This is a genomic window from Leptolyngbya sp. DQ-M1 (genome assembly GCF_039962505.1).
In the GTDB taxonomy this organism is placed as follows: Bacteria; Cyanobacteriota; Cyanobacteriia; order Leptolyngbyales; family Leptolyngbyaceae; genus Leptolyngbya.
Genome location: NZ_JAMPLJ010000003.1, coordinates 656733 through 676825 on the forward strand (window position 1 = coordinate 656733; position 20093 = coordinate 676825).

Consider the following 20093-nt stretch of genomic DNA (forward strand, 5'->3'; position numbering starts at 1 on the left):
GTGTATATGTACTCATCTCTAATTCCATTCTAGGTGGAAATGCTCAATTCGCAAATGAGATCTGAGGCGGCAACGATTTGAAGTTCAAGGGATGTTGGGGGATCAGCATTGGTTTTGAGAAAATCGATAGACTAAGAGAGGCGTTAGTTCAAATCAAATTTGTTAGGGCGAATCATGCAGCATCCGAAGTCGGTTCCAACTGTGTCGCTCGATCGACGGACATTGAATTATCAAGAAGCTTACCCCTGCCCGATTTGTCGTCATGGACAGGTGGAAGGATTAACGCTGATGGATGCGTTTGCCTGTAATTTCTGTCGTCATATTTTCACGGCGAACTTGAACGAGCAGACGGTTCATGTGGAGGATAGTTCGCAGCCGATGACGTGGCGGTGGAATGGGCGCAAATGGCAGGCGGCGAATCAAACTGATGTGGATTTGTCGATCGTGATTTGGCTGGTGGGACTGGCATTAGTGGTGCTGCCACCGAGTTTGATTTGGTTGCCGTCACAAGTTTTTGTACCGCTTGATGGCAGTTCTGGTGCTTGGTTTCCGAGGTTTTGGATCACATTAACGTTTGCTTGTCATTTCGGATTTGTCTCTTGGCTGTTGGCAGAACACTATCAACTGCCATTTTATGTTGCGGGTAAAGTTAGGATTCGACGCTGGTTAGAGCGGTTTTCATCCTAAGTGATTCAGCGAAAAATGCGGCTGAGATCGAGAACAAATTCTGGTAGAACGGTTTCACCTGAGAGGATGTCGGGACTTTGCAACGTTTCTACAGGTTGCTCTTGACGATCGATCTTGATTTGTTGAGGAATTGGATCGATTAGCCAGCCGAGCAGAACACTCAACCCTGAATCTCAAAGACTCATTTACAAGTCTCACAGACTCATTGCTGACTCTCATACCAGATTGATTTGTGGATGCGACAGATTCTCGCCCCCTAAATCCCCCATTCTGGGGGACTTTGAGTATGATCTGTCGCATTCTATGTTTAATTCGGTATCAGAAACTGATTGACGAGTCTTAGAACCTCATTGCCGACTCTCAGAACTTTATGGACGAGGCTCAAAGACTCGATCACGACTCTCAAAACCTCATCCGCGACTCTTAAAAGCTCATTGCCGACTCTCAGAACTTTATGGACGAGGCTCAAAGACTCGATCGCGACTCTCAGAAGCTCGGCTGTGAGAAAAAATTGCTCCTTTTTGTCGATCACCTAAAGCTTTGCAGATCTGATTCAGCGAAAAATGCGGCTGAGATCGAGAACAAGTCCGGGTAAGACCGTTTCACCAGAGTGCGTGAATGGGTTTTGTAAGATTTCGACGGGTTGACCTTGGCGGTAGATTTGAACTTGTTTTGTTTGTGGATCAATCAGCCAACCGAGCCGCACTCCATTGTCCATGTATTCCTGCATTTTCTCCTGAAGATCGCTCAAAGCATCAGTTTCGGCTCTCAATTCGATCACAAAGTCAGGCGCGATCGGCGGAAATTTCTTTTGTTGTCCAGGAGTTAACGTATTCCAGCGATCGTACTCAATCCAGGTCACATCGGGCGATCGATTAGCTCCATTCGGCAGCTTGAAGACCGTTGAAGAATCAAAAACAACTCCCAATTCTGTTTGTCGATTCCAAATGCTGACATCTGTTATCAAGTCTGCATTACGGTATCCTGATTCTCCTCCTGTCGGTGGCATGATAATTAATGCTCCGTTCGCAGTGCGCTCAAGCTTAAGATCTGGATTTTGCTGACAGAATTCGTAGAATTCATCGTCGGTGAGATCGATCGTCGGACGCAGATTGATGATTAGTGCAGACATCGCTTATCCTCCTTGCTAATCCAGTAAGACGCTTTCTGCAAGCTCCATTGGTAAGCCGACCAGCGATTTCACTCGCAATTCTTGATAGAACTCATCCTGCGATAATTCCACTTTTGATTGGGCGGAAAGCAGCAATAACGCCCAAAAGACACCCACGCGCTCATGATTCTCCGAATGATGTGGATCGATCTTATTGTTGCGCTCTTGCAGTGCCACCCAGAATTCTAAAACCAGTTCAAAATCAATCCAGTCTTGCCCTTTAGCAACTTCCGACCAGTAATCGGCAAAAAAGCCCTCGATCGCTACCGCCATTTCTGACAAATTCTCTTCGTGGGCGAGTGCGGCGATCGCTTTGACGGCTTCTGATCTCGGAATCTTGGTGCGCTTCGCTCGATGGCGCGGCTCTTTTTCTTCCAGCGCAGTGGCAATAATTTGCAGTTGTTCGATGAGTTCTTTGAGGGTGACGCGCCGCCGTTGAGGAGGTTGGGCGACGGCTCTGCGGCGTAACTGGCGCTCCAAATTGAGCGGCAAAGCCGTTTGACCCAACTCTAAAGAATCGAGAAATTCGTCACCTTCGGGAAACTCTGGAATCTCTGGCGTGGTGTCTACTTGCGCTAAAGTGTTGGCTTTGAGCAAGAGCAGCATCGACGCATAGAGAAATGCTTGCCCCGATTGGGTGAGATTCGCTTCGTAGAGTTCTCGTCCGGTCGCTGGGGCAAGCTCACTCAGAAAGCGATCGATCACATCGATCACCTTCACATCCCACGGATCAATTTCACCGCGTTCAGCTAAATCAATTAAAAGCGCGATCGCGTCTTGAGCGAGAGAAACTGGCATAGATTGGGAGAATTAGCGAATCTTGACCCGTGCGAAATAAACAGCAGCCAGCACAATAAAGGCTAATAGGGTCAATGGTACACAAAAACTCCAATCTCGACTCGTTAACTCGTCTAGATTCAGGAATGCGAGGGGCATTAATAAGAGCGACATTCTCGCGTCCTACTGAGCGTAAATCTCGCGAGCTTCTGCATCTTGTACAGTCTGAGCGGCGGGTAAGAGGCGCTGCTGCTCTTCGAGTTCTGCTTTGTAGCGCTCAAGGTCGTCTTCAAGCGCGTGGATGCGATTTTCGCGCACCGTCACTTCTTTACGAATTTCAACCATTCGCTGAACTTGCGACCAAACACTAAAGACCCACGCTAAAACCGCACCGATTCCACCCGCTAAAATTAGCTCGATCGACAAAGGCGCTTGAACTTGAATATCTTTGACGACATGAATCGTCGTGGGTTCGGTGTTCTCAATTCCGAAAAAAACCAGAGCTAAACAAATCACGAAAATGATTAAAAAGTTAATCTGTCTCATCGCTGATGCTCCAAATCACGCCGCTAGTCTAGCAAGCTTCGCTCCAAACTGATCAAAAGAAAATCTAATCAAGCGGTGGCAGTTTGGTTTCAGGTTCAACAATGATCGTAGAGTCCGCAAGCCGAATCGCATCGATCGTGCCCTTAATCGTGCCTGCGACGGGAACCGCAACAATAATTCCTAACACGCCCGCCACTTGCAGCCCGATTAACAACGCGATAAAAATCCAAAGCGGATTCAGCCCGGTAAAGTCTCCCATAATTTTCGGAGCAAGCAGGTTGTCGCGAATTTGCTGAAGAACGATCGCCGCAAACGCCACCTGCAACGCCAGCCAGCCATTTTGAAACGCGACCAACAGCGTTACCACTCCAATTCCAAGCGCCGCACCAATGAATGGAATAATTTCAGCAACACCGATGATTAAGGCAAAAACTAAGGTAAATGGAACCTTTAAAGCAGTAAATACGGGAATGACTGCTAATGCCATAAATAGCGCTAGAAGAATTTGGCTCAAGAAAAAGTTATGAAAATTCTTCCGCAGTGATTCACCAAAAGGCACAGCAATCTTAGGCGGAATTAAATTAAGCAATCCCTGCCAAAGTTTTTCTCCATATAGCAGCATATAAAATGCCAAAACAATGACTAAGATTGTGTCTACTAATCCGGTCACTGTTCCCAACGCAAGACCTAATGCTTGCGGCGCAAAGTTTTGAATTTGGTTCTCGATTTGAGTGCTTAATCGACTGCCAAAACCTTTGAGATCGATCGGATAATTTCGCGCTTTTGCCCAACTATCCCAAGCATCCAAATTCAATCGACTCGATTCTAACCAACCGGGGATTTTTTCGAGTAATTGCGAGGTTTGAGCCAATAGAATCGGCATCAGAGTCAGCGTTAGGATTGCCAGAAGTGCGATCGTAATCAAAATGACGATGACGATCGCACCTTGGCGTTTAATTCTTACTTTTTGGAAAGCGCGGACTGGATAATCTAGCAGAAATGACAGAATTGCTGCAATCGTCAACACCGCAATTAAATGATCAAAATAAATGAAAAGCTGGCTTAACAACCAAATATTCAGAGCAGCGATCGGGCCAATCAATCCAATCACTAACCATCGTTGTAAATCAGGTTGACGACGCGCCATAGTGTCTTAACTCGCTGGCTTTGCCACAGGCGGTAATTGCTGATTTTTAAAATAGATTCCAACAGCAACGATCGCAGCAACAATTACGGTTCCAATTCCTAATGGGTTTAACATCCAGAATGCAGCTTCAATATGATTTTGTTGTCCGGGCTGAAGCGTCCAAACTAACTGTTTACCCTCGCGACGGACAGCCCCTTTTGTGATGCTCTTCGCACCCCAGGGTGCATCTAAACTAAATTGCAAATCTAAGAGTGAATTTGGATTGACTAAAGCACTACCATCAGGAGCAGGGATACCGAGCGATCGTAAATCCACATCGTAAATTAATCGCGTCCGCTCAAATAGAATAAAGTTGCCTTGTTTTACTACTAATTTAGAATCAATCTTCGGCAATTCCAAAGGCTTTTTGTTACGGATTTTCGCAGCTAGCTCAGCACTAAAATACTGATTAAATTTCTTCTCTAAATCCTGCCCATTGCTAAATGGAATGGTTGCCAAAACTTCTTGGTTTGAAAGTTTGCGCGTCTTTCCTTGCAGTCGTTTGACTCGCTGATCAAGGTTGGCTAACCAGGTTTGCGCTGTTCCGCTCGTAAACGTGCTTAAGCGATCGTCGAGTTGAATTCGCTGCACGATCGCGCCTCGGTTGGGACTATCAAACTGAATCCCGACATCATAGTTTACACATCCAGTCGTCACCAGACAGACACCCAGTAAGATGACGCAATGTTTCAAAAACCGAGAGAGTTTTGCAATCATATCCGCAGGAACAATCGAGAAGAGCGATTTCTATGATGGCGCACGATCGGCGATCGTGGATAGTTCGCTTCATCTGAATTAAGAAATTGCCCGCTTCGATTGTTCCCACTTGAGAAGCGACTATGCCGCAACTGGCTCTGCTTGTGTCTCAGTCATATCGACAGGCGCACCTTCTTCCACCATTTGTGCCATCTTTCCGCCCTTGTTGATGAAGCCTTGCATCGCCGCAAGCATGGCATCCACTTTACGAGTGCGCCATTCATCAATCAGCTTTTGAGTTTCACGCGCTCCATATCGTCGCTCCATTGCTTCGCGAAGATAGGCTGCATGTCCGGTTTCATCCTGAGCAACGCTGATGATTCCTTTTTTCAAATTTGCGCTGACCGCATCATTGGGAAGTGCATCTGCAAGTCGTAAAAAGTCCTTACTGGCATCGAGTTCGAGAATGTAAGTGCTGGCAAGAAACGTACTCCACTCTATATTCTGAGGTTTTAATTGCTCTTGAGAATAGCCCTTGAAATAAGCGTCAAAAAACGGACTCCGTTTTTCGCCGAGTTCGTCCAGCTCTCGCTCTCGCATCTTGCTAAAGTCCATCACGCGGCGATTCAGTTGTTTCAGCCCGTGAGCAAAGATTTGACCATGCCGCTTTTCATCGCTGGCGTGGCGATCGAGCCGTTCAGCTAGCCAAGTTTCTCCTTCTGTGGCGGCACGATCGCGGAGTGCTTGTAAAAACGGCACTGAACCCGATTCTGCCATCTGAAAACCAGCGATGAGATTCGGACGAGTTTTAGAGTCGCGAATGCTGCTCGACAGAATGTAAGCGCTTGCACCTGAGCCAATAATATGCAGAACTTGAGTTAAAAGATTCATAACGTAAAGTCAGAGATTGCTACTGCTCAGGCTAACGCGCAATTTTGAATGTGCAATCCAACGATGTGAGTAACTAACTTTGTCTATAAGTAACTAATTTTGTATTCGTGAGCAGGAGTACAATTTTGACGCAGTAAACGAGTAAAAATATGGGGAATTCAGCGATAGGTTGTTGAGATGCTCACTGTCGGAAATTGGCGCAAAACCTTGGAGGCGATTTGTATCCCGATCGCGGCTCTACTCTTCGCACTGGTTTTGTTTGGAATATTTTGCTTTGCTGCGGGTGCAAATCCCTTTGAGGTTTATTCTGCAATTTATCAAGCTGCCTTTGGGAACTGGTCGTCGTTTCAGAACTCTCTGCTTCGAGCGGCTCCATTGATGCTGACTTCGCTCTGTACAGCCTTGCCCGCTCGTTTGGGATTGGTGATCATCGGCAATGAAGGGGCGTTAGTCATCGGCGGAATTGCAGCGACGATCGTCGGACTCTCCAGCCTGAATCAAGCGCCTGCGGTCGTTACGCAAGTCTCGATGGCGATTGCGGGCATGATCGGGGGCGGACTGTGGATCGGAGCAGTCGGAGCATTGCGCCATTACCGCGCCGTCAATGAAACCATCAGCAGTTTGTTGATGAACTATATTGCGATCGCGCTGTTGAATCATCTGGTTGGAGGCCCGATGCGCGATCCGAGTTCGTTGAATAAACCTTCTAGCTACGCGATTCCGGATCTCGATCGCTTAGGCACCATTCCGCTATTTCCTAGAGTTCACTACGGATTAATTTATGGAATTTTTGCCTGTGTGATTGCTTATTTTCTGATTCAGCGCACGACGTTTGGATTTGCGGCGCGGACGGCAGGTGGCAACGTCAAAGCAGCGCGAATTGCTGGGCTTCCCGTCGGACAGTTAACGCTGGCAATTTGTTTTCTAGCAGGGTCTTGTGCGGGACTGGCAGGAATGGTTGAGATCGCCGCCGTACATGGACGCGCGAATGAATCTCTCAATGCCAACTACGGATATTCAGGAATTCTAGTGGCATTTGTCGCCCGAAATAATCCGATCGCAGCCAGTATTATTGCCATTCTATTCGGTGGAATTCTCGCAAGCGGCAGTATCTTGCAGCGACGATTAGATTTGCCGGATGCAACGGTCTTTGTTTTACAAGGCTTAGTCTTTCTTGTGGTGCTGTATAGCGAATCGCTGTACGGACGGTTCAAAATTTTCAAAGAACCAGAACCAAAAATGCCCGCAACATCAGCCATTCAGGGAGGTTAACACATGGCAACAGAAGCGATCGGATGGTGGGGAGTGCCCTTAGCGATCGTAGCGGGAACGCTGCGAGGAAGCGCACCCTTTTTGTTTGTCAGCTTGGGGGAATGTTTGACCGAGAAAAGCGGCAAGATTAACCTCGGTTTAGAAGGCAATTTGCTGCTGGGCGCGATGAGCGCTTATGCGGTGTCGTATTTGACTCAAGGCACCGTTGGGAGTGCAATCTCTCCTTGGCTCGGTGTGCTGGCGGCGGGAATTGCTGGAATGCTCTTGGCATTCATTCATGCTTGGTTATCTCAACAGCCAAAAGTGAATGATGTTGCGGTGGGCATCGCGATGATTATTTTCGGCAGTGGACTCGCGTTCTTTTTGGGTAAACCGTTTATTCAGCCTTCTGCACCCGGATTACCGTCGATCGGGCTTGCAGATTGGACAGGCATTTCGCAAATGCAGCAGACTTTCAGGATTAACTTACTGTTTGTCTTGGGAATTGCGATCGCGCCGTTAATGTCCTGGTTCTTCAAGGCTACACGCTGGGGGCTGTTCATCCGAGCGGTCGGCGATAATCCTGATGCAGCATTGGCGATGGGGATTTCGATTTCTAGGGTGCGGATGCTCTGCATTATGGCAGGCGGATTTTTGGCGGGAATTGGTGGAGCGTATTTGTCGCTGTATTATCCCGGAAGCTGGTCGGAGCGGATTTCGAGCGGTCAGGGTTTGATGGCGGTAGCGCTGGTGATTTTTGCCCGATGGAATCCGGTTCAGTGTTTGTGGGCTTCGATGCTGTTTGGTGGAGCACAGGCGATCGGGCCTTCGCTACAAGCAGTCGGAATTGACGGGGGTACCTATCTGTTTAATGCAGCACCGTATGTTCTGACGCTGGTGATTATGATTTTGACTTGTTCTCCAAAACGCACAATTTCGGGTGCGCCGGGGGCATTGGGAACGCTGAATTAATCCAATTTCTCAATTCTCAGTTTAATTTCTCGATTCTCAGTTTGATTTCTCGATTCTCAGTTTCGTTTCTCTAAAACAGACTTGATTTTTCTCAAACAATTCTGTTTTCTCTAAAACAATTCTGGTTTCTCGATTCCCAAACCGATTTCTCTAAAACAATCCTGGTTTCTCCAAAACGATCTTGGTTTCTCTAAAACAATTTTGGTTTCTCGAATCCGTACAGCCATTCCGCCAGAATTACGGAATGGCGTGTACAACCCGACAAAGCGATCGCATCTAAACCTATGACAACCGCAACTGAACTTTCCATATCAAACACTCAAAACCTCCCGCCACTGCTCGAAGTTCGGGAAATGACCAAGCGCTTCGGAAGCTTTACGGCGTTGGATCACGTCTCGATGACGCTCAAGCCCGGAACCTTTCACGCGCTTTTGGGGGAAAACGGAGCCGGAAAAAGTACACTTGTGAAGTGCATTATGGGCTTTTACACCCCCACAAGCGGCAGTATTCAGCTAGATGGACAAGACTGCACGATCGCTTCTCCCCGCGATGCCCAGAAATACGGAATCGGCATGGTGTATCAGCACTTCACCTCGGTTCCAGCGATGACGGTTGCAGAAAATTTGGTGATTGCACGATCAGGCGGCAATCTAGTGATCAACTGGAAAGCGGAAACAGAAAAGCTGGCGGCATTTATGCAAACTTCTCCGTTTCAGTTACCCCTAGACGCATCGGTTTCACAGCTAGCAGCGGGCGAAAAACAAAAGTTAGAAATTCTCAAGCTGCTTTATCTCAAAAGCAAAATTCTGATTCTGGACGAACCGACTTCAGTTCTCACCCCGAACGAAGCCGACGAAATTCTCGGATTGCTGCGGGAACAAGTGAGCGCAGGACAACTGAGCGTTCTGCTCATCAGCCACAAAATGCGCGAAGTCACAGGCTTTACCGATGAAATTACCGTTCTGCGGCGCGGCAAGCTTGCAGGCACGGGCAGCATGAGCGTTCTAGCCGTTCCCGATATTACTGAAATGATGATGGGCGAACGGCGGGAGGCGCAACCCGTCGAGAAAGTGCCGCACGATAATCCGGTTCCGGTGCTCGAAGTCCGCGATCTTCATGCAGATAAAGACAATGGACTCGAAGCGGTTTCAGGAATTAACCTCAATGTTCGTAGCGGCGAGATTGTTGGCATTGCAGGCATCTCCGGCAACGGACAGCGCGAATTTGTGGAGGTCTTAGCGGGACAGCGCGCCGCAACATCGGGCGAAGTCATCGTCAACGGGGAACTCTATCAGGCAAGCCGATCGCAAATGTTTCAGCATGGCGTATTTCTCTTGCCCGAAGAGCCGCTAAAAAATGCCTGTGTGCCGCATATGAGCGTGGCGGAAAACTTAGCGCTGAGAACGTTCGATCGTCCCCCTCAATCAAAAGGCTTACTGCTGATCTTCAAGGCGATTCGGGAAGCGGCGCAAGGGCTGATTCAACAGTTCAAAATTAAAACGCCTTCTCCAGAAACTCCGGTACGAAATTTATCAGGCGGTAACGTCCAGCGAACGGTTTTAGCGCGGGAACTCTCGTCGGATCACGTCAAGCTCTTGATTACTGCAAACCCCTGCTTTGGGCTAGATTTTGCGGCAGTCGAAGACATTCATAACCAGATTCTTCAAGCGCGGAATCGCGGTGTTGCAGTGCTGCTCGTCAGCGAGGATTTAGACGAACTGCTAAAACTGTCCGATCGTATCCTCGTCATTAGCGGCGGACGATTTTTATACGAAAGTACAATTGACAATGCGGACTTTAATGAGATCGGACGCAGTATGACTGGGCACTAATAAGAAGCACACGGCGATGCTGTAGAAAATTTACAGAGCGATCGCCGCTTCTGACTAGATGCCTTTATGAAACTATTTTGGCGATCGTTGCTTGCACCGCATTTCGCGTTTGCAGTCCTCTTGACTCCGATGCTCATTGCACCAGCCGAAAGTCTTGCCCAAGTAACACCTCCGGCGCTTGCAGAAGAAACTCCCCCAAGCCATCGTGCTTTTGAGCAAGGATTAAGGCATCTCAAGAACCGGAGTTATCAAGCCGCGATCGCAGAGTTTAATCGGGCGATTCAGCTTGATCCCAGTTTCAAAGAGGCGTATAGCGGACGGGGGTTCGCACAACTGCAAAGCGGTGAACTCTCACAGGCGCTCGAAAGCTATCGTCGAATTTTGCAAATCGAGCCGAAATCTGCGATCGCTTATTCAGGGTTGGCGCTGGTGAGAGCGCGATTGGGTGACGATCGCCAAGCAAAGCTGGACACCGAAAAAAGCGCGGCTCTACTCGCTCACCAAACAGCCCGCCATCTATATCACAGTGAATTGAGCATTCTTGAACTTTCCGTCGCGACTGCCGGACGACCTTCAAAAGCTCAAATGTGGGCTCTGATTGAACAAGGAAATCGCCAAATTAACGATCGCAACTTTCGGGCAGCCTTGAGCACGCTTAACCAGGCAGTTGAATTAATGCCTTCGGGATCAGAGCGTCCTTATATTGATCGTGGAGTTGCGTACTTTGGGATGCAGAACTATAGATCGGCGATCGCTGATTTCTCGACTGCACTTCGGTTCAATCCGTTCTACGTCAAGGCGTATGAGTACCGCGCCCGCGCCTACGAGCAGGCCGGACAAGCTCAAGCCGCTCACGCCGATATGCAGAGAGCGATCGAGTTAGCGCGGCAGTTTGGCACTCAGGCAATGTACGAGGAATTGATAGCGCGGCAACGACAAGCGAGACAGTAAAGATTACACTTCTTCCGCTTGGGTTTTAAACTCCTGATAATCCTGTTCAACTTGTGCCGCATACGATCGCGCATAGTCAATCACATTCGGATGCCATTCTTGAGCAGTTTGAGAAAACGCGATTAGATCATCTGCGATCGCAGAGTTTTGTCGTCCGGTGCTCCGCATTTGTCCCCAAGCGGTCACTTCTGCCATTGTTTTGATCACTTTTTTAAGCTGCTTCGTTTTGCCATCTTTGCTTTCAAGATTGACTCGATCGGCAGTCGGCTGAAGCTCTCGCAGAACGTAAGGTTGATTCCCAATTAGTAAGGAAGTCAACAACGCGGGCGGAGATTCTTGAAATCGGTCTTGGATGGCGGTAATTCGATCGGCTTCGTTTTTCCAGTTAGGCTGTGAATAAGGCGTATAAGGTTGTAGCGAAGACGATCGGGCAGCCTTGAGATCCAGTAAATAATTCTGATTCGGTGAACCGTTGCCCTCAACTAGAATCACATAGCGATCGAGTCCCAAACTTCCAGTCCCCGCAATTCTGTGCATCACATCCAGAACTTGATAAAATTCCGGGTTCGGCTGGGTCGCGGCACATTCGGCGATCGCGTCCGTCACTTTTTGACGTTCGGCTTCGGTTACAGGTGTAGTTTTACCTTCGATCAGTTTGAGCGATCGCTGTTTGCCTTCGATCTCGGTTCGCTCATCTAAAAAATCTTTGCGTTTTCGCGTTTTCAAACTATCGATTAACTCTTTCACCAATCCCGTTGAAATTTCGCTGTGTACGGTTCGATCTTTTCCGGTTGAGAGTTCTTTTGTATAGATTTCAAGGAAGTAGTCACAAAGCGCAAGTGCATCTTCATCACTAATATTCAGCGTATGAGCACCGACAATAATACTGGTTACAAGTCGCGTAATATCCCACGTACAGGGGGCTAACAGCGCCTCATCAAAATCATTCACATCGAAATAAACGAGACGATCGTCTCCTTTAAACGTGCCGAAATTCTGCAAATGCAAATCGCCACAGATCCAAACAGGCGGAGCCGATCGAAATATGCCCTCCACAGGCAAATCCTGATAAAACAAATGACAAGTTCCTCGCAGAAATCCAAACGCATCTTTTTGCATCGCTTTGTATTTCAGCTTCAGCCATTCGAGATTGCGTCCTCGATTGAATTCCCGAATCCGATCAACAACAGATTGATTTGGCATTTGCAGAGATTCACTCAGAAATTAGGTTCCAATTTTAACAATCGGATCTGCGATCGCCTAATCTCTGAGATTAATTTCAACATCTCCAATCTACTTAGCCCCGTCCTTTCAGTCCTGGATAGTCCGGGTAATATCTGACAATTTCCACCGTTTGCGGCAACACACCTACCATCAGCGCAAACGCCTCACTCGGCAACCGCGCCACCATTTCCGCACCAAAATAGTTCTCAAACTGATTCAAAATCATTTGTGCCCGCTGAAACGGCATCGGATTGTCGGTAATCTGCTGCGTCAGGCGAATCCACTGACGGCGAATTAGATACGCCTTCTGGCGTTCTTCATGCGCTCTCGGATCAATGAGTGGCGACGAATCCCCGACCTCGATCACCGCCTTACAATCTCGATCAAACAGGTTACCGACCGCTGCTCCCGGCCCTGCAAACTCAGCGTGAAATTGCTTAAAAAGAATTAATCCATTTCGTCTACGGCTATTCACCATTAGCAGTTGCCCCTGGTGAAGCTGAGACAGAATATCAGACACGATCTTAAAAAAATAATTAGGGGGCTTGTGTGATTACAATCTAAAAGCTTTTTTTCATTCTGTCATGGGTAATGGACAGTTCTCGAACAGGACGATCGCTATATTCGATACCATCACTTTCGCCCTTGGCTCGCAAGATTAATTCGATCCCCAAGCTGGCGTAAAGTCTGCGCCATACTGGAATCTTTCTCTTTAAGCTGTCCGATCTTTTCGCAGCTATACATGACGGTTGTGTGATCTTTGCCACCAAAGACCTCGCCGATTTTGGGCAAGCTTAGCTCGGTGTGATACCGCATCAGATACATACCAACTTGCCGCGCTACGCTGATTTCCCGGCGGCGTGAGTTGCCTTTGAGGTCATCGATCGACACCCCAAACGCTTCGGAAACTGCCTGAATCACCACTTCCGGCGAGGCTTCAACCTTTTCAACCGGAGGATTGAGCACTGGGGCAATATTTTGCACCGTCATCGGCAAGCCAGAGATCGAGATATACGCGACGGCTCGAATTAATGCCCCTTCTAGCTCCCGAATATTCGAGGTATAGCTTGAGGCAATATATTCGATCACCTCACGCGGCAAGCGCATATTCTCGTATTCGGCTTTTTTCTGCAAGATTGCCATCCGGGTTTCGAGATCCGGCGGTTGAATATCTGCAATCAACCCCATCGAGAAGCGAGAACAAAGCCGTTCTTGCAAACGAGGAATCTGATTCGGGGGACGATCGGAAGCCAGCACCACCTGTTTACCCGCTTCATGCAGCGTATTGAACGTATGGAAGAATTCTTCCTGGGTGTATTCTTTGCCCTCAATGAACTGAATGTCATCAACCAGTAACACATCCGCTGCCCGATAACGATCGCGAAAACTCTGTAAGTCGTCTTTGCGAATTGCTGTAATCAGATCGTTCGTGAATTTTTCAGTTGAGACATAAAAGACCTTGGCATCTGACGAAATTTCGATGCGGTAATGCCCGATCGCTTGCATCAAATGCGTTTTGCCTAATCCAACTCCCCCACAGAGAAAGAGGGGATTGAACTCGCGCCCCGGAGATTCCGCAACCGCTAGCGATGCTGCGTGTGCCATGCGGTTATTTGGCCCCACGACCAAACGCGAGAACACATACTTCGAGTTGAGATCGGCGGAATGGCTCGATCGCATCGCCAACACCGGTAATTCCGACTGCGCCGAAGACTCAATTACAAACGGGTAAAACAAATCCGTATCGTCACCTTCTGCGTTCGGCACAAAGCGAAACTGTACCTCAACGGGTCGCCCTACGATACTGTGAACGGCTTCTTGAACCGTCTTCATGTAATGCTTCTGAATCCAGTTCTTCGCGAACGGATTCGCCGTTCGCAGCGTCAAGCAATTCTCGGTCAACTCCTCTGGAACGGCAGTTTTGACCCAAGTGTCAAAGGTTGGCGGACTAAACTTGAGCTTCAAAATTTCCAGCACTTGCGACCACATCGCATCGATCGACGAGCTTTCTACCGCCATATTTCCGCTCCGAACCCCAGACCAAAGCATAGAATAATTTACTCTACTTTGCCGGTGAGCGGATAACGAAGTGCTTAAGATCTCTTAGCGACCGAGAGTGAAAGTCAAGAACTGCAATCCTCGCGCTAGGATAAAGAAATATTTTCCTTGATTTTTACGGCTTACTCCCTGTTGTGAATACTCCCTCTCCTAGAGTCGATCTTGCTCAGCTTTATCCGTTTGAACTCGATGAATTTCAGCGCCAAGCGATCGCGGCTCTAGAAGCGGGAAAATCTGTTGTCGTCTGCGCTCCTACAGGCTCAGGAAAAACATTAATCGGAGAATATGCGATTCATCGAGCATTAGCAGCAGGTCGGCGCGTCTTCTACACCACCCCACTCAAAGCGCTTTCTAATCAAAAACTCCGGGATTTTCGCGATCAGTTCGGAGCCGAAAACGTTGGACTCCTCACCGGCGATGTCTCGATTAATCGCGATGCCCCCATTCTGGTGATGACGACCGAAATCTTCCGCAATATGCTGTACGGAACGCCGATCGGCGAAGTGGGAACCTCTCTAGTGGGTGTCGAAGCCGTCGTGCTGGACGAATGTCACTACATGAACGATCGTCAGCGCGGGACAGTTTGGGAAGAGTCAATTATTTACTGCCCGTCGGAAGTTCAGCTCGTTGCTCTTTCTGCAACGGTCGCAAATAGCGATCAACTCACCGACTGGATTGCTCAAGTTCACGGCGCGACAGAGCTAATTTATTCTGATTTTCGTCCAGTTCCGCTTCAGTTTTCGTTCTGCAACACGAAAGGGCTGTTTCCCTTGCTGGATGAATCGGGCAAGCGCTTAAGTCCCCGCTTAAAGCCAAAGCGAAGTGAATACCGCCCCAGAGGCGCGAACCAGCGGGGCGCACCTCGTCCAGAGTGTCCCAGCCTCAGCTTTGTGATTAGTCAGCTTGCAGCCAAAGATATGCTGCCTGCAATTTATTTCATTTTCAGTCGGCGCGGCTGTGATAAAGCGGTGACAGAACTCGACAATCTGACGCTAGTGAATGAAGCAGAAGCCGCACAACTGAAAGAGCGAATTGATGCGTTTCTCGATCGCAACCCCGAAGCAGGTCGCGCTGGACAAGTCGAACCCCTGTATCGCGGAGTCGCTGCCCATCATGCGGGAATTTTACCGGCTTGGAAAGGTTTGGTCGAAGAACTGTTTCAAGAAGGCTTGATCAAAGTCGTCTTTGCGACTGAGACGCTTGCGGCTGGAATCAATATGCCTGCTCGAACCACAGTCGTTTCCAGTCTGTCTAAACGCACTGATGCCGGACACCGCCTGCTCAATCCGTCTGAGTTTCTGCAAATGTCAGGACGGGCAGGACGGCGCGGCATGGACGATCGCGGCTATGTCGTTACAGTGCAAACCCCATTCGAGGGGTCAAAAGAAGCGGCATATCTTGCAACCTCCGGAGCTGATCCGTTGGTGAGCCAATTTACACCGAGTTACGGCATGGTATTGAACTTGCTGCAAACGCATTCGATCGAAGAAACCAGAGCCTTAATCGAACGAAGCTTTGGGCAATATCTTTCTACGCTCTATCTGCGACCGCAGCAGCAGGAACTCGAACGCTGCAAACTTGAACTCAACCAACTGCAATCGATCGTCTCTGAGGTGGATTGGAAACTGCTTGCTCAGTACGAAAAACTGCAAGAACGCCTTAAAGAAGAAAAACGCCTACTTAAAACGCTGCAAAATCAAGCGGATGAAATGCAGGCGGGAGAACGAGCGATCGCGCTACAGTTTGCGGTTGCGGGTACGATCTTGGCGCTCAAGGGTGACGGAGGCACAATCATTCCTGCCGTTCTCGTCACGAAAGTTTCTGGCTCTGGTCAGTTTCCTTATCTCGTCTGCTTAGGACAGAACAATCGCTGGTATGTTGCCTCGGTTTCAGATGTTGCCGCCCTGCGCGGTGAAATTCCTCGCTTAAAAGAGGTCGATCATCTGACACCACCGCCAGAACTGGTGCTCAAGGCTGGACAAGCCCGCAAAGGGACAGAAGACAGCTTAGCGATCGCCGAACTCGTCCCCGATCCACCCGGACTGCCCGACGAAGCACCTGAAGTCTATGCCCAAGGGCAACGCCTCAAAGCCGTACAAGCCCAAATCGAAGCGCATCCGGTTCACCAACGAGGCGATCGTCCGCAAACGCTCAAACGTCAACGCAGGATGCAAAGCTTGCAAGAAGAGATCACCGATCGCCAAGCTAAACTCGACGAAAAAACGCAGCGCCACTGGGAAGAATTCGTCGCGCTGATCGAAATCTTGCGGCGATTTGGCTGTCTCGACGACCTAGCCCCAACGACTCTCGGACAAGCCACCGCAGCAATCCGAGGCGATAACGAACTCTGGCTCGGTTTAGCACTGATGTCTGGCGATCTTGATCATCTTGATCCCCATCATCTTGCTGCCGCCTGTGCTGCACTGGTGACTGAGGTTTCACGCCCAGACACCTGGACACGCTACGATGTCTCTGAACCTGTGCTCGAAGCCCTGAGCGAACTCCGCAGCATTCGCCGCCAACTGTTTCAACTCCAACGCCGTTATCAGGTTGCCCTTCCCGTCTGGCTCGAAGACGAACTGCTGGGACTGGTGGAACAATGGGCGCTGGGGACAGACTGGTTAGAACTATGCAGCAATACTAGCCTCGATGAAGGTGATGTTGTCAGAATCCTACGCCGCACCTTAGATTTGCTCTCTCAAATCCCCCATACCCCACACCTCACACAAGCGCTACGCTCCAATGCCAATCGCGCTATTCAACTGCTTGATCGCTTCCCGGTGAATGAAGGGGTGGAATAATTTTATGTTCATGAGAGTATACGTTGGGCACTCTAAGTTTGAAGTGTTTTTAAAAACTTGCAATGGGAACTCAAGCTGGTGTTGGGATTAGTCATCTTCGCAACGTCACCCAAGCCGCAAAAGAAGCAGTACAGAAAGCGCTCAGCGCCGCCCACATTGATCAGCCGGATTTCGTTTTTCTCTTTGCCTCGCTTGGATACGATCAGCAAACAATAGTTGAAACCGTGCGTCAAGCCACCGGACACTGCCCACTAGCGGGCTGTTCAGGGCAAGGCGTTATTGTGCAAAACGAAGCCGATGAATCGAATTTCTCGATCGCAGTGATGGTGATTCGCTCCGACGAAATTCGCTTCACCACTCGGTATGCGGTGGGATTGCAAGACGATGCCACCGAGGTTGGAAAAACGATCGCCAGTAAATTATCGGTTGATCTCAGCGATGACAGCCAAGCGATGTTCGTGTTCACCGATGGTATGGCGGTGAATTTCGATCTCCTACGTGACGGCATCGAATCGGAACTACCGCGCTCACTTCCCCTTTTAGGAGGAGCCGCAGGCAGTGATGCTGAAATGCGGGAGACGTTTCAATACTGCAATGATCAAGTGTTTTCCGATGGGGTCGTTGCCACGCTGATTTCCGGTCACTGCAATTTGGTTTGGGCGCTGAATCATGGCTGCGTTCCGATCGGCTATGAGCGTAAAATCACTCGTGCTGAAGGGAACCGAATTTATGAAATCGATGGTCAACCCGTGCTCAACGTGCTGAGAGAGTATCTCACCGACGAAGAAATCAAGGCGTGGGATCGAACGATCGTTGCCTTTTGCTTTGGGCTGAAAGCACCCAACGAGGCACAAGACGAATTTTTCATTCGATACTTGCCCAGTAGAGATGAAGTTGCAGGTTCCGTAACGCTGCAAACCGAAGTTGTAGAAGGAAGTAGCATCTGGATTACTCGCCGCGATGTCGAGAAGATTACACAAGGCATTGATTTAATTGCTCAAACTGTGAATACGCAACTTGGCGATCGACCTGCGAAGCTGATCTTCCAGTTTGATTGCTACGGACGCGGAAAATCTGTTTTAGGTGAAGTGAAAAAGCAGCACCTTGAGCAACATTTGCAGCAGCAGGTTGGTACCTCCCTTCCCTGGATTGGATTGTACACTCACGGCGAAATTGCTCCACTTCAGAATAGAAATAGCTTTCACAACTACACACTGGTTCTTGCAGCAATTTATTAACGCAAGTTCGACAGATTCTTCGCTGCGGTTTACGCGGCTTCTTGCCGCCTAAATCCTCCACTCGTGGGGACTTTAAGAGTTAGTCATCACTAAAGCCTAGAAAATCTCTTTGCTCTTAGTCCTCCACAAGTGGGGAACTAAGAGCAACCCAGATGCAGCATCGAAGCAAATTCTTTTTATCAAATTCAGGTACGTTCAGCGTCGAGCGAATTCTTTCTGTCGAACTCGCGTATTCTTCAGCAGCCTCAGTACGCTTGGTGATATTGATTTGTATGCTTCCTTTATCCTCAACTGAGCAAGAGATTGTCCGGCTTCGAGCCGAGAATCAGCAGCTTTCTGAACAAGTCAAGCGACTCGTTCGAGCAGAGCGCCGCATGATTGAATCCCAAGAAAAACGCGATGCTCAAGTCGTCAGGTACCGACGACTGAATGAAATCGGCAGACAGTTTAGCCGAACGTTTTCGATCGCTGAAATCTTTCAGCGCACTGTGCAATTCGTCGTCTACGAATACAATTTTGAGCGTTGTCTGATTCTACATAGAAATTCTGGGCAGGTCTTCACCGTAGAACAGTGTGAAGGCTACTACGACGATGATTCTGCGATCGCATCTCTTGTCCTTGCTTGGCAGCATCCAGCCTTCCAGCCGCTTGTGAATGGAGCAGAATTTATTCTGGTGCAGCAAGACAACGATGCCTCGGTGCTGCAAGACTTGAGCCAACAAATTGAGATGGACGAGTTTGTCGGCTTTGCGATCGGGAAACCCTCGCTGCCTGAATTTCTGATTCTGATTGGCAACAGGCGTACGCGAGCCAAATACCATCAGCGCATTCAACCGGATGACGACTCGCTTCTCGGTCTAATCAATCTGCTACAGAGCGTTCGATCCGCCATTAGCCAAGCGAATCTTTACATTCAAATTCGTGATCGCGCCTCAGCCCTTGAACAAACGCTACAAGAACTCCAGCAAGCCCAGAGCCAATTGGTTCAGAGTGAGAAAATGTCGAGCTTGGGTCAACTGGTTGCCGGAGTCGCACATGAGATCAATAATCCCGTCAGCTTTATCTATGGCAACCTAGTTCATGCCAGCGAGTACGCAGATGAATTGATTGAATTACTCAAGCTGTATCAGGCTTGCTATCCGCAGCCAATGCCCAACATTCAAGCCAGAGCCGCAGAAATCGATCTAGAGTTCTTGCTGGAAGATCTGCCAAAACTTTTGATTTCAATGAAAGTGGGAGCCGATCGTATCAAAGAAATTGTTGCATCCTTGAGGACGTTCTCGCGCATGGACGAAGCCGACTGTAAAGCCGTCGATCTTCATGCTGGAATTGATAGCACCTTAATGATTCTGGAGCATCGTACAAAGTCAAACCCGCGCCGAAAAGCGATTGAGATTATCAGGGAATACGGCAGCCTCCCGCTCATTGAGTGTTATGCCGGACAACTCAACCAAGTATTTATGAATCTCATCAGTAACGCGATCGATGCTCTAGAAGAATATACTCAACAGCACCCGAACTTCAGTCCTCAAATCAGAATCACGACTGCATTACTCGACTCAACCTCAGTCATTATCAGCATCAGCGACAATGGCATTGGGATTCCAGAACCAATTCAATCCCGGCTTTTCGATCCCTTTTTCACTACAAAGCCTGTTGGAAAAGGAACAGGCATGGGGCTTTCAATCAGTCATCAAATTATTACAGAGCGTCACAAAGGTCACATTGAGTGCATTTCAAAGCCAGGAATGGGCACCGAATTTAGAATTACCATTCCTTCACAATCCCAGTAACAAGCACGAATTCACCCCT

General features: G+C 48.8%; 18 protein-coding genes. 8 read left to right on the forward strand and 10 right to left on the reverse strand.

Features of this window, described 5'->3' with window-relative positions; genetic code table 11:
• The first annotated feature begins 174 nt into the window (after nucleotides 1–174).
• The gene (locus tag NC981_RS12850; protein WP_190378953.1) at nucleotides 175–687 is read left to right on the forward strand and encodes a hypothetical protein; all 513 of its coding nucleotides are present in this window, start codon (nucleotides 175–177) and stop codon (nucleotides 685–687) included.
• Between the two features lie 5 nt (nucleotides 688–692).
• On the opposite strand, the gene NC981_RS12855 is transcribed toward NC981_RS12850, so the two are convergent.
• The 7 genes from NC981_RS12855 to NC981_RS12885 form a co-directional block, all read right to left on the reverse strand.
• On the reverse strand, nucleotides 693–851 hold the full coding sequence (locus NC981_RS12855) for a hypothetical protein (RefSeq protein WP_348243135.1): 159 nt from the start codon (nucleotides 849–851) through the stop codon (nucleotides 693–695).
• 389 nt (nucleotides 852–1240) lie between these two features.
• Nucleotides 1241–1819: a Uma2 family endonuclease gene (locus tag NC981_RS12860; RefSeq protein ID WP_348243136.1), complete on the reverse strand. Its 579-nt coding sequence runs from the start codon at nucleotides 1817–1819 to the stop codon at nucleotides 1241–1243.
• 15 nt (nucleotides 1820–1834) lie between these two features.
• Complete coding sequence (locus NC981_RS12865) at nucleotides 1835–2656, reverse strand: ScpA family protein (RefSeq protein WP_348243137.1); 822 nt, start codon at nucleotides 2654–2656, stop codon at nucleotides 1835–1837.
• 162 nt (nucleotides 2657–2818) lie between these two features.
• Nucleotides 2819–3181: a LapA family protein gene (locus tag NC981_RS12870; RefSeq protein ID WP_190377185.1), complete on the reverse strand. Its 363-nt coding sequence runs from the start codon at nucleotides 3179–3181 to the stop codon at nucleotides 2819–2821.
• A 64-nt stretch (nucleotides 3182–3245) separates the two neighbouring features.
• Nucleotides 3246–4328, reverse strand: a complete 1083-nt coding sequence (locus tag NC981_RS12875) for an AI-2E family transporter (protein ID WP_348243138.1) — start codon at nucleotides 4326–4328, stop codon at nucleotides 3246–3248.
• A 6-nt stretch (nucleotides 4329–4334) separates the two neighbouring features.
• Entirely contained in the window at nucleotides 4335–5084 is a 750-nt protein-coding gene (locus NC981_RS12880) for a DUF3153 domain-containing protein (protein ID WP_348243139.1), read from the reverse strand.
• Nucleotides 5085–5204: 120 nt separating this feature from the next.
• Nucleotides 5205–5954 (reverse strand): ferritin-like domain-containing protein, encoded by a 750-nt coding sequence (locus NC981_RS12885; protein WP_190377188.1) that lies wholly within the window; start codon nucleotides 5952–5954, stop codon nucleotides 5205–5207.
• Between the two features lie 177 nt (nucleotides 5955–6131).
• Between NC981_RS12885 and NC981_RS12890 the strand changes: the two genes are divergently transcribed.
• The 4 genes from NC981_RS12890 to NC981_RS12905 all read left to right on the forward strand — a co-directional run bounded on the left by NC981_RS12890 (nucleotide 6132) and on the right by NC981_RS12905 (nucleotide 10960).
• Nucleotides 6132–7226 (forward strand): ABC transporter permease, encoded by a 1095-nt coding sequence (locus NC981_RS12890; RefSeq protein ID WP_348243140.1) that lies wholly within the window; start codon nucleotides 6132–6134, stop codon nucleotides 7224–7226.
• A 3-nt stretch (nucleotides 7227–7229) separates the two neighbouring features.
• The gene (locus NC981_RS12895) at nucleotides 7230–8177 is read left to right on the forward strand and encodes an ABC transporter permease (RefSeq protein ID WP_190377190.1); all 948 of its coding nucleotides are present in this window, start codon (nucleotides 7230–7232) and stop codon (nucleotides 8175–8177) included.
• 284 nt (nucleotides 8178–8461) lie between these two features.
• Nucleotides 8462–10009 (forward strand): ABC transporter ATP-binding protein, encoded by a 1548-nt coding sequence (locus NC981_RS12900; protein WP_348243141.1) that lies wholly within the window; start codon nucleotides 8462–8464, stop codon nucleotides 10007–10009.
• A 66-nt stretch (nucleotides 10010–10075) separates the two neighbouring features.
• On the forward strand, nucleotides 10076–10960 hold the full coding sequence (locus NC981_RS12905) for a tetratricopeptide repeat protein (protein WP_348243142.1): 885 nt from the start codon (nucleotides 10076–10078) through the stop codon (nucleotides 10958–10960).
• Between the two features lie 3 nt (nucleotides 10961–10963).
• Here the strand turns inward: NC981_RS12905 and NC981_RS12910 are convergent, their stop codons facing one another.
• From NC981_RS12910 to dnaA, 3 genes are all read right to left on the reverse strand, one after another.
• The gene (locus NC981_RS12910) at nucleotides 10964–12163 is read right to left on the reverse strand and encodes a DUF2252 family protein (RefSeq protein ID WP_348243143.1); all 1200 of its coding nucleotides are present in this window, start codon (nucleotides 12161–12163) and stop codon (nucleotides 10964–10966) included.
• Nucleotides 12164–12257: 94 nt separating this feature from the next.
• Nucleotides 12258–12662, reverse strand: a complete 405-nt coding sequence (locus NC981_RS12915; protein ID WP_199298559.1) for a hypothetical protein — start codon at nucleotides 12660–12662, stop codon at nucleotides 12258–12260.
• Between the two features lie 155 nt (nucleotides 12663–12817).
• The gene (dnaA, locus tag NC981_RS12920) at nucleotides 12818–14203 is read right to left on the reverse strand and encodes a chromosomal replication initiator protein DnaA (RefSeq protein WP_348243144.1); all 1386 of its coding nucleotides are present in this window, start codon (nucleotides 14201–14203) and stop codon (nucleotides 12818–12820) included.
• A 173-nt stretch (nucleotides 14204–14376) separates the two neighbouring features.
• On the opposite strand from dnaA, the gene NC981_RS12925 reads away from it, so the two are divergent.
• From NC981_RS12925 to NC981_RS12935, 3 genes are all read left to right on the forward strand, one after another.
• Nucleotides 14377–17043, forward strand: coding sequence for an RNA helicase (locus NC981_RS12925; RefSeq protein WP_348243145.1), 2667 nt, complete (start codon nucleotides 14377–14379; stop codon nucleotides 17041–17043).
• A 62-nt stretch (nucleotides 17044–17105) separates the two neighbouring features.
• Nucleotides 17106–18281, forward strand: coding sequence for an FIST N-terminal domain-containing protein (locus NC981_RS12930; protein WP_348243146.1), 1176 nt, complete (start codon nucleotides 17106–17108; stop codon nucleotides 18279–18281).
• Nucleotides 18282–18553: 272 nt separating this feature from the next.
• Nucleotides 18554–20074 carry an ATP-binding protein gene (locus NC981_RS12935; RefSeq protein ID WP_348243147.1) on the forward strand — a complete coding sequence of 507 codons (1521 nt, stop codon included), beginning with the start codon at nucleotides 18554–18556 and terminating at the stop codon, nucleotides 20072–20074.
• The last annotated feature ends 19 nt before the right edge of the window (nucleotides 20075–20093 follow it).

Excerpts from the sequence above, each read along its gene's own strand:
- NC981_RS12850 (WP_190378953.1), top strand. The coding sequence starts at position 175 with ATGCAGCATCCGAAGTCGGTTCCAACTGTGTCGCTCGATCGACGGACA.
- NC981_RS12860 (WP_348243136.1), bottom strand. The coding sequence starts at position 1,819 with ATGTCTGCACTAATCATCAATCTGCGTCCGACGATCGATCTCACCGAC.
- NC981_RS12865 (WP_348243137.1), bottom strand. The coding sequence starts at position 2,656 with ATGCCAGTTTCTCTCGCTCAAGACGCGATCGCGCTTTTAATTGATTTA.
- NC981_RS12870 (WP_190377185.1), bottom strand. The coding sequence starts at position 3,181 with ATGAGACAGATTAACTTTTTAATCATTTTCGTGATTTGTTTAGCTCTG.
- NC981_RS12875 (WP_348243138.1), bottom strand. The coding sequence starts at position 4,328 with ATGGCGCGTCGTCAACCTGATTTACAACGATGGTTAGTGATTGGATTG.
- NC981_RS12880 (WP_348243139.1), bottom strand. The coding sequence starts at position 5,084 with ATGATTGCAAAACTCTCTCGGTTTTTGAAACATTGCGTCATCTTACTG.
- NC981_RS12885 (WP_190377188.1), bottom strand. The coding sequence starts at position 5,954 with ATGAATCTTTTAACTCAAGTTCTGCATATTATTGGCTCAGGTGCAAGC.
- NC981_RS12890 (WP_348243140.1), top strand. The coding sequence starts at position 6,132 with ATGCTCACTGTCGGAAATTGGCGCAAAACCTTGGAGGCGATTTGTATC.
- NC981_RS12895 (WP_190377190.1), top strand. The coding sequence starts at position 7,230 with ATGGCAACAGAAGCGATCGGATGGTGGGGAGTGCCCTTAGCGATCGTA.
- NC981_RS12900 (WP_348243141.1), top strand. The coding sequence starts at position 8,462 with ATGACAACCGCAACTGAACTTTCCATATCAAACACTCAAAACCTCCCG.
- NC981_RS12905 (WP_348243142.1), top strand. The coding sequence starts at position 10,076 with ATGAAACTATTTTGGCGATCGTTGCTTGCACCGCATTTCGCGTTTGCA.
- NC981_RS12910 (WP_348243143.1), bottom strand. The coding sequence starts at position 12,163 with ATGCCAAATCAATCTGTTGTTGATCGGATTCGGGAATTCAATCGAGGA.
- NC981_RS12915 (WP_199298559.1), bottom strand. The coding sequence starts at position 12,662 with ATGGTGAATAGCCGTAGACGAAATGGATTAATTCTTTTTAAGCAATTT.
- dnaA (WP_348243144.1), bottom strand. The coding sequence starts at position 14,203 with ATGGCGGTAGAAAGCTCGTCGATCGATGCGATGTGGTCGCAAGTGCTG.
- NC981_RS12930 (WP_348243146.1), top strand. The coding sequence starts at position 17,106 with ATGGGAACTCAAGCTGGTGTTGGGATTAGTCATCTTCGCAACGTCACC.
- NC981_RS12935 (WP_348243147.1), top strand. The coding sequence starts at position 18,554 with ATGCTTCCTTTATCCTCAACTGAGCAAGAGATTGTCCGGCTTCGAGCC.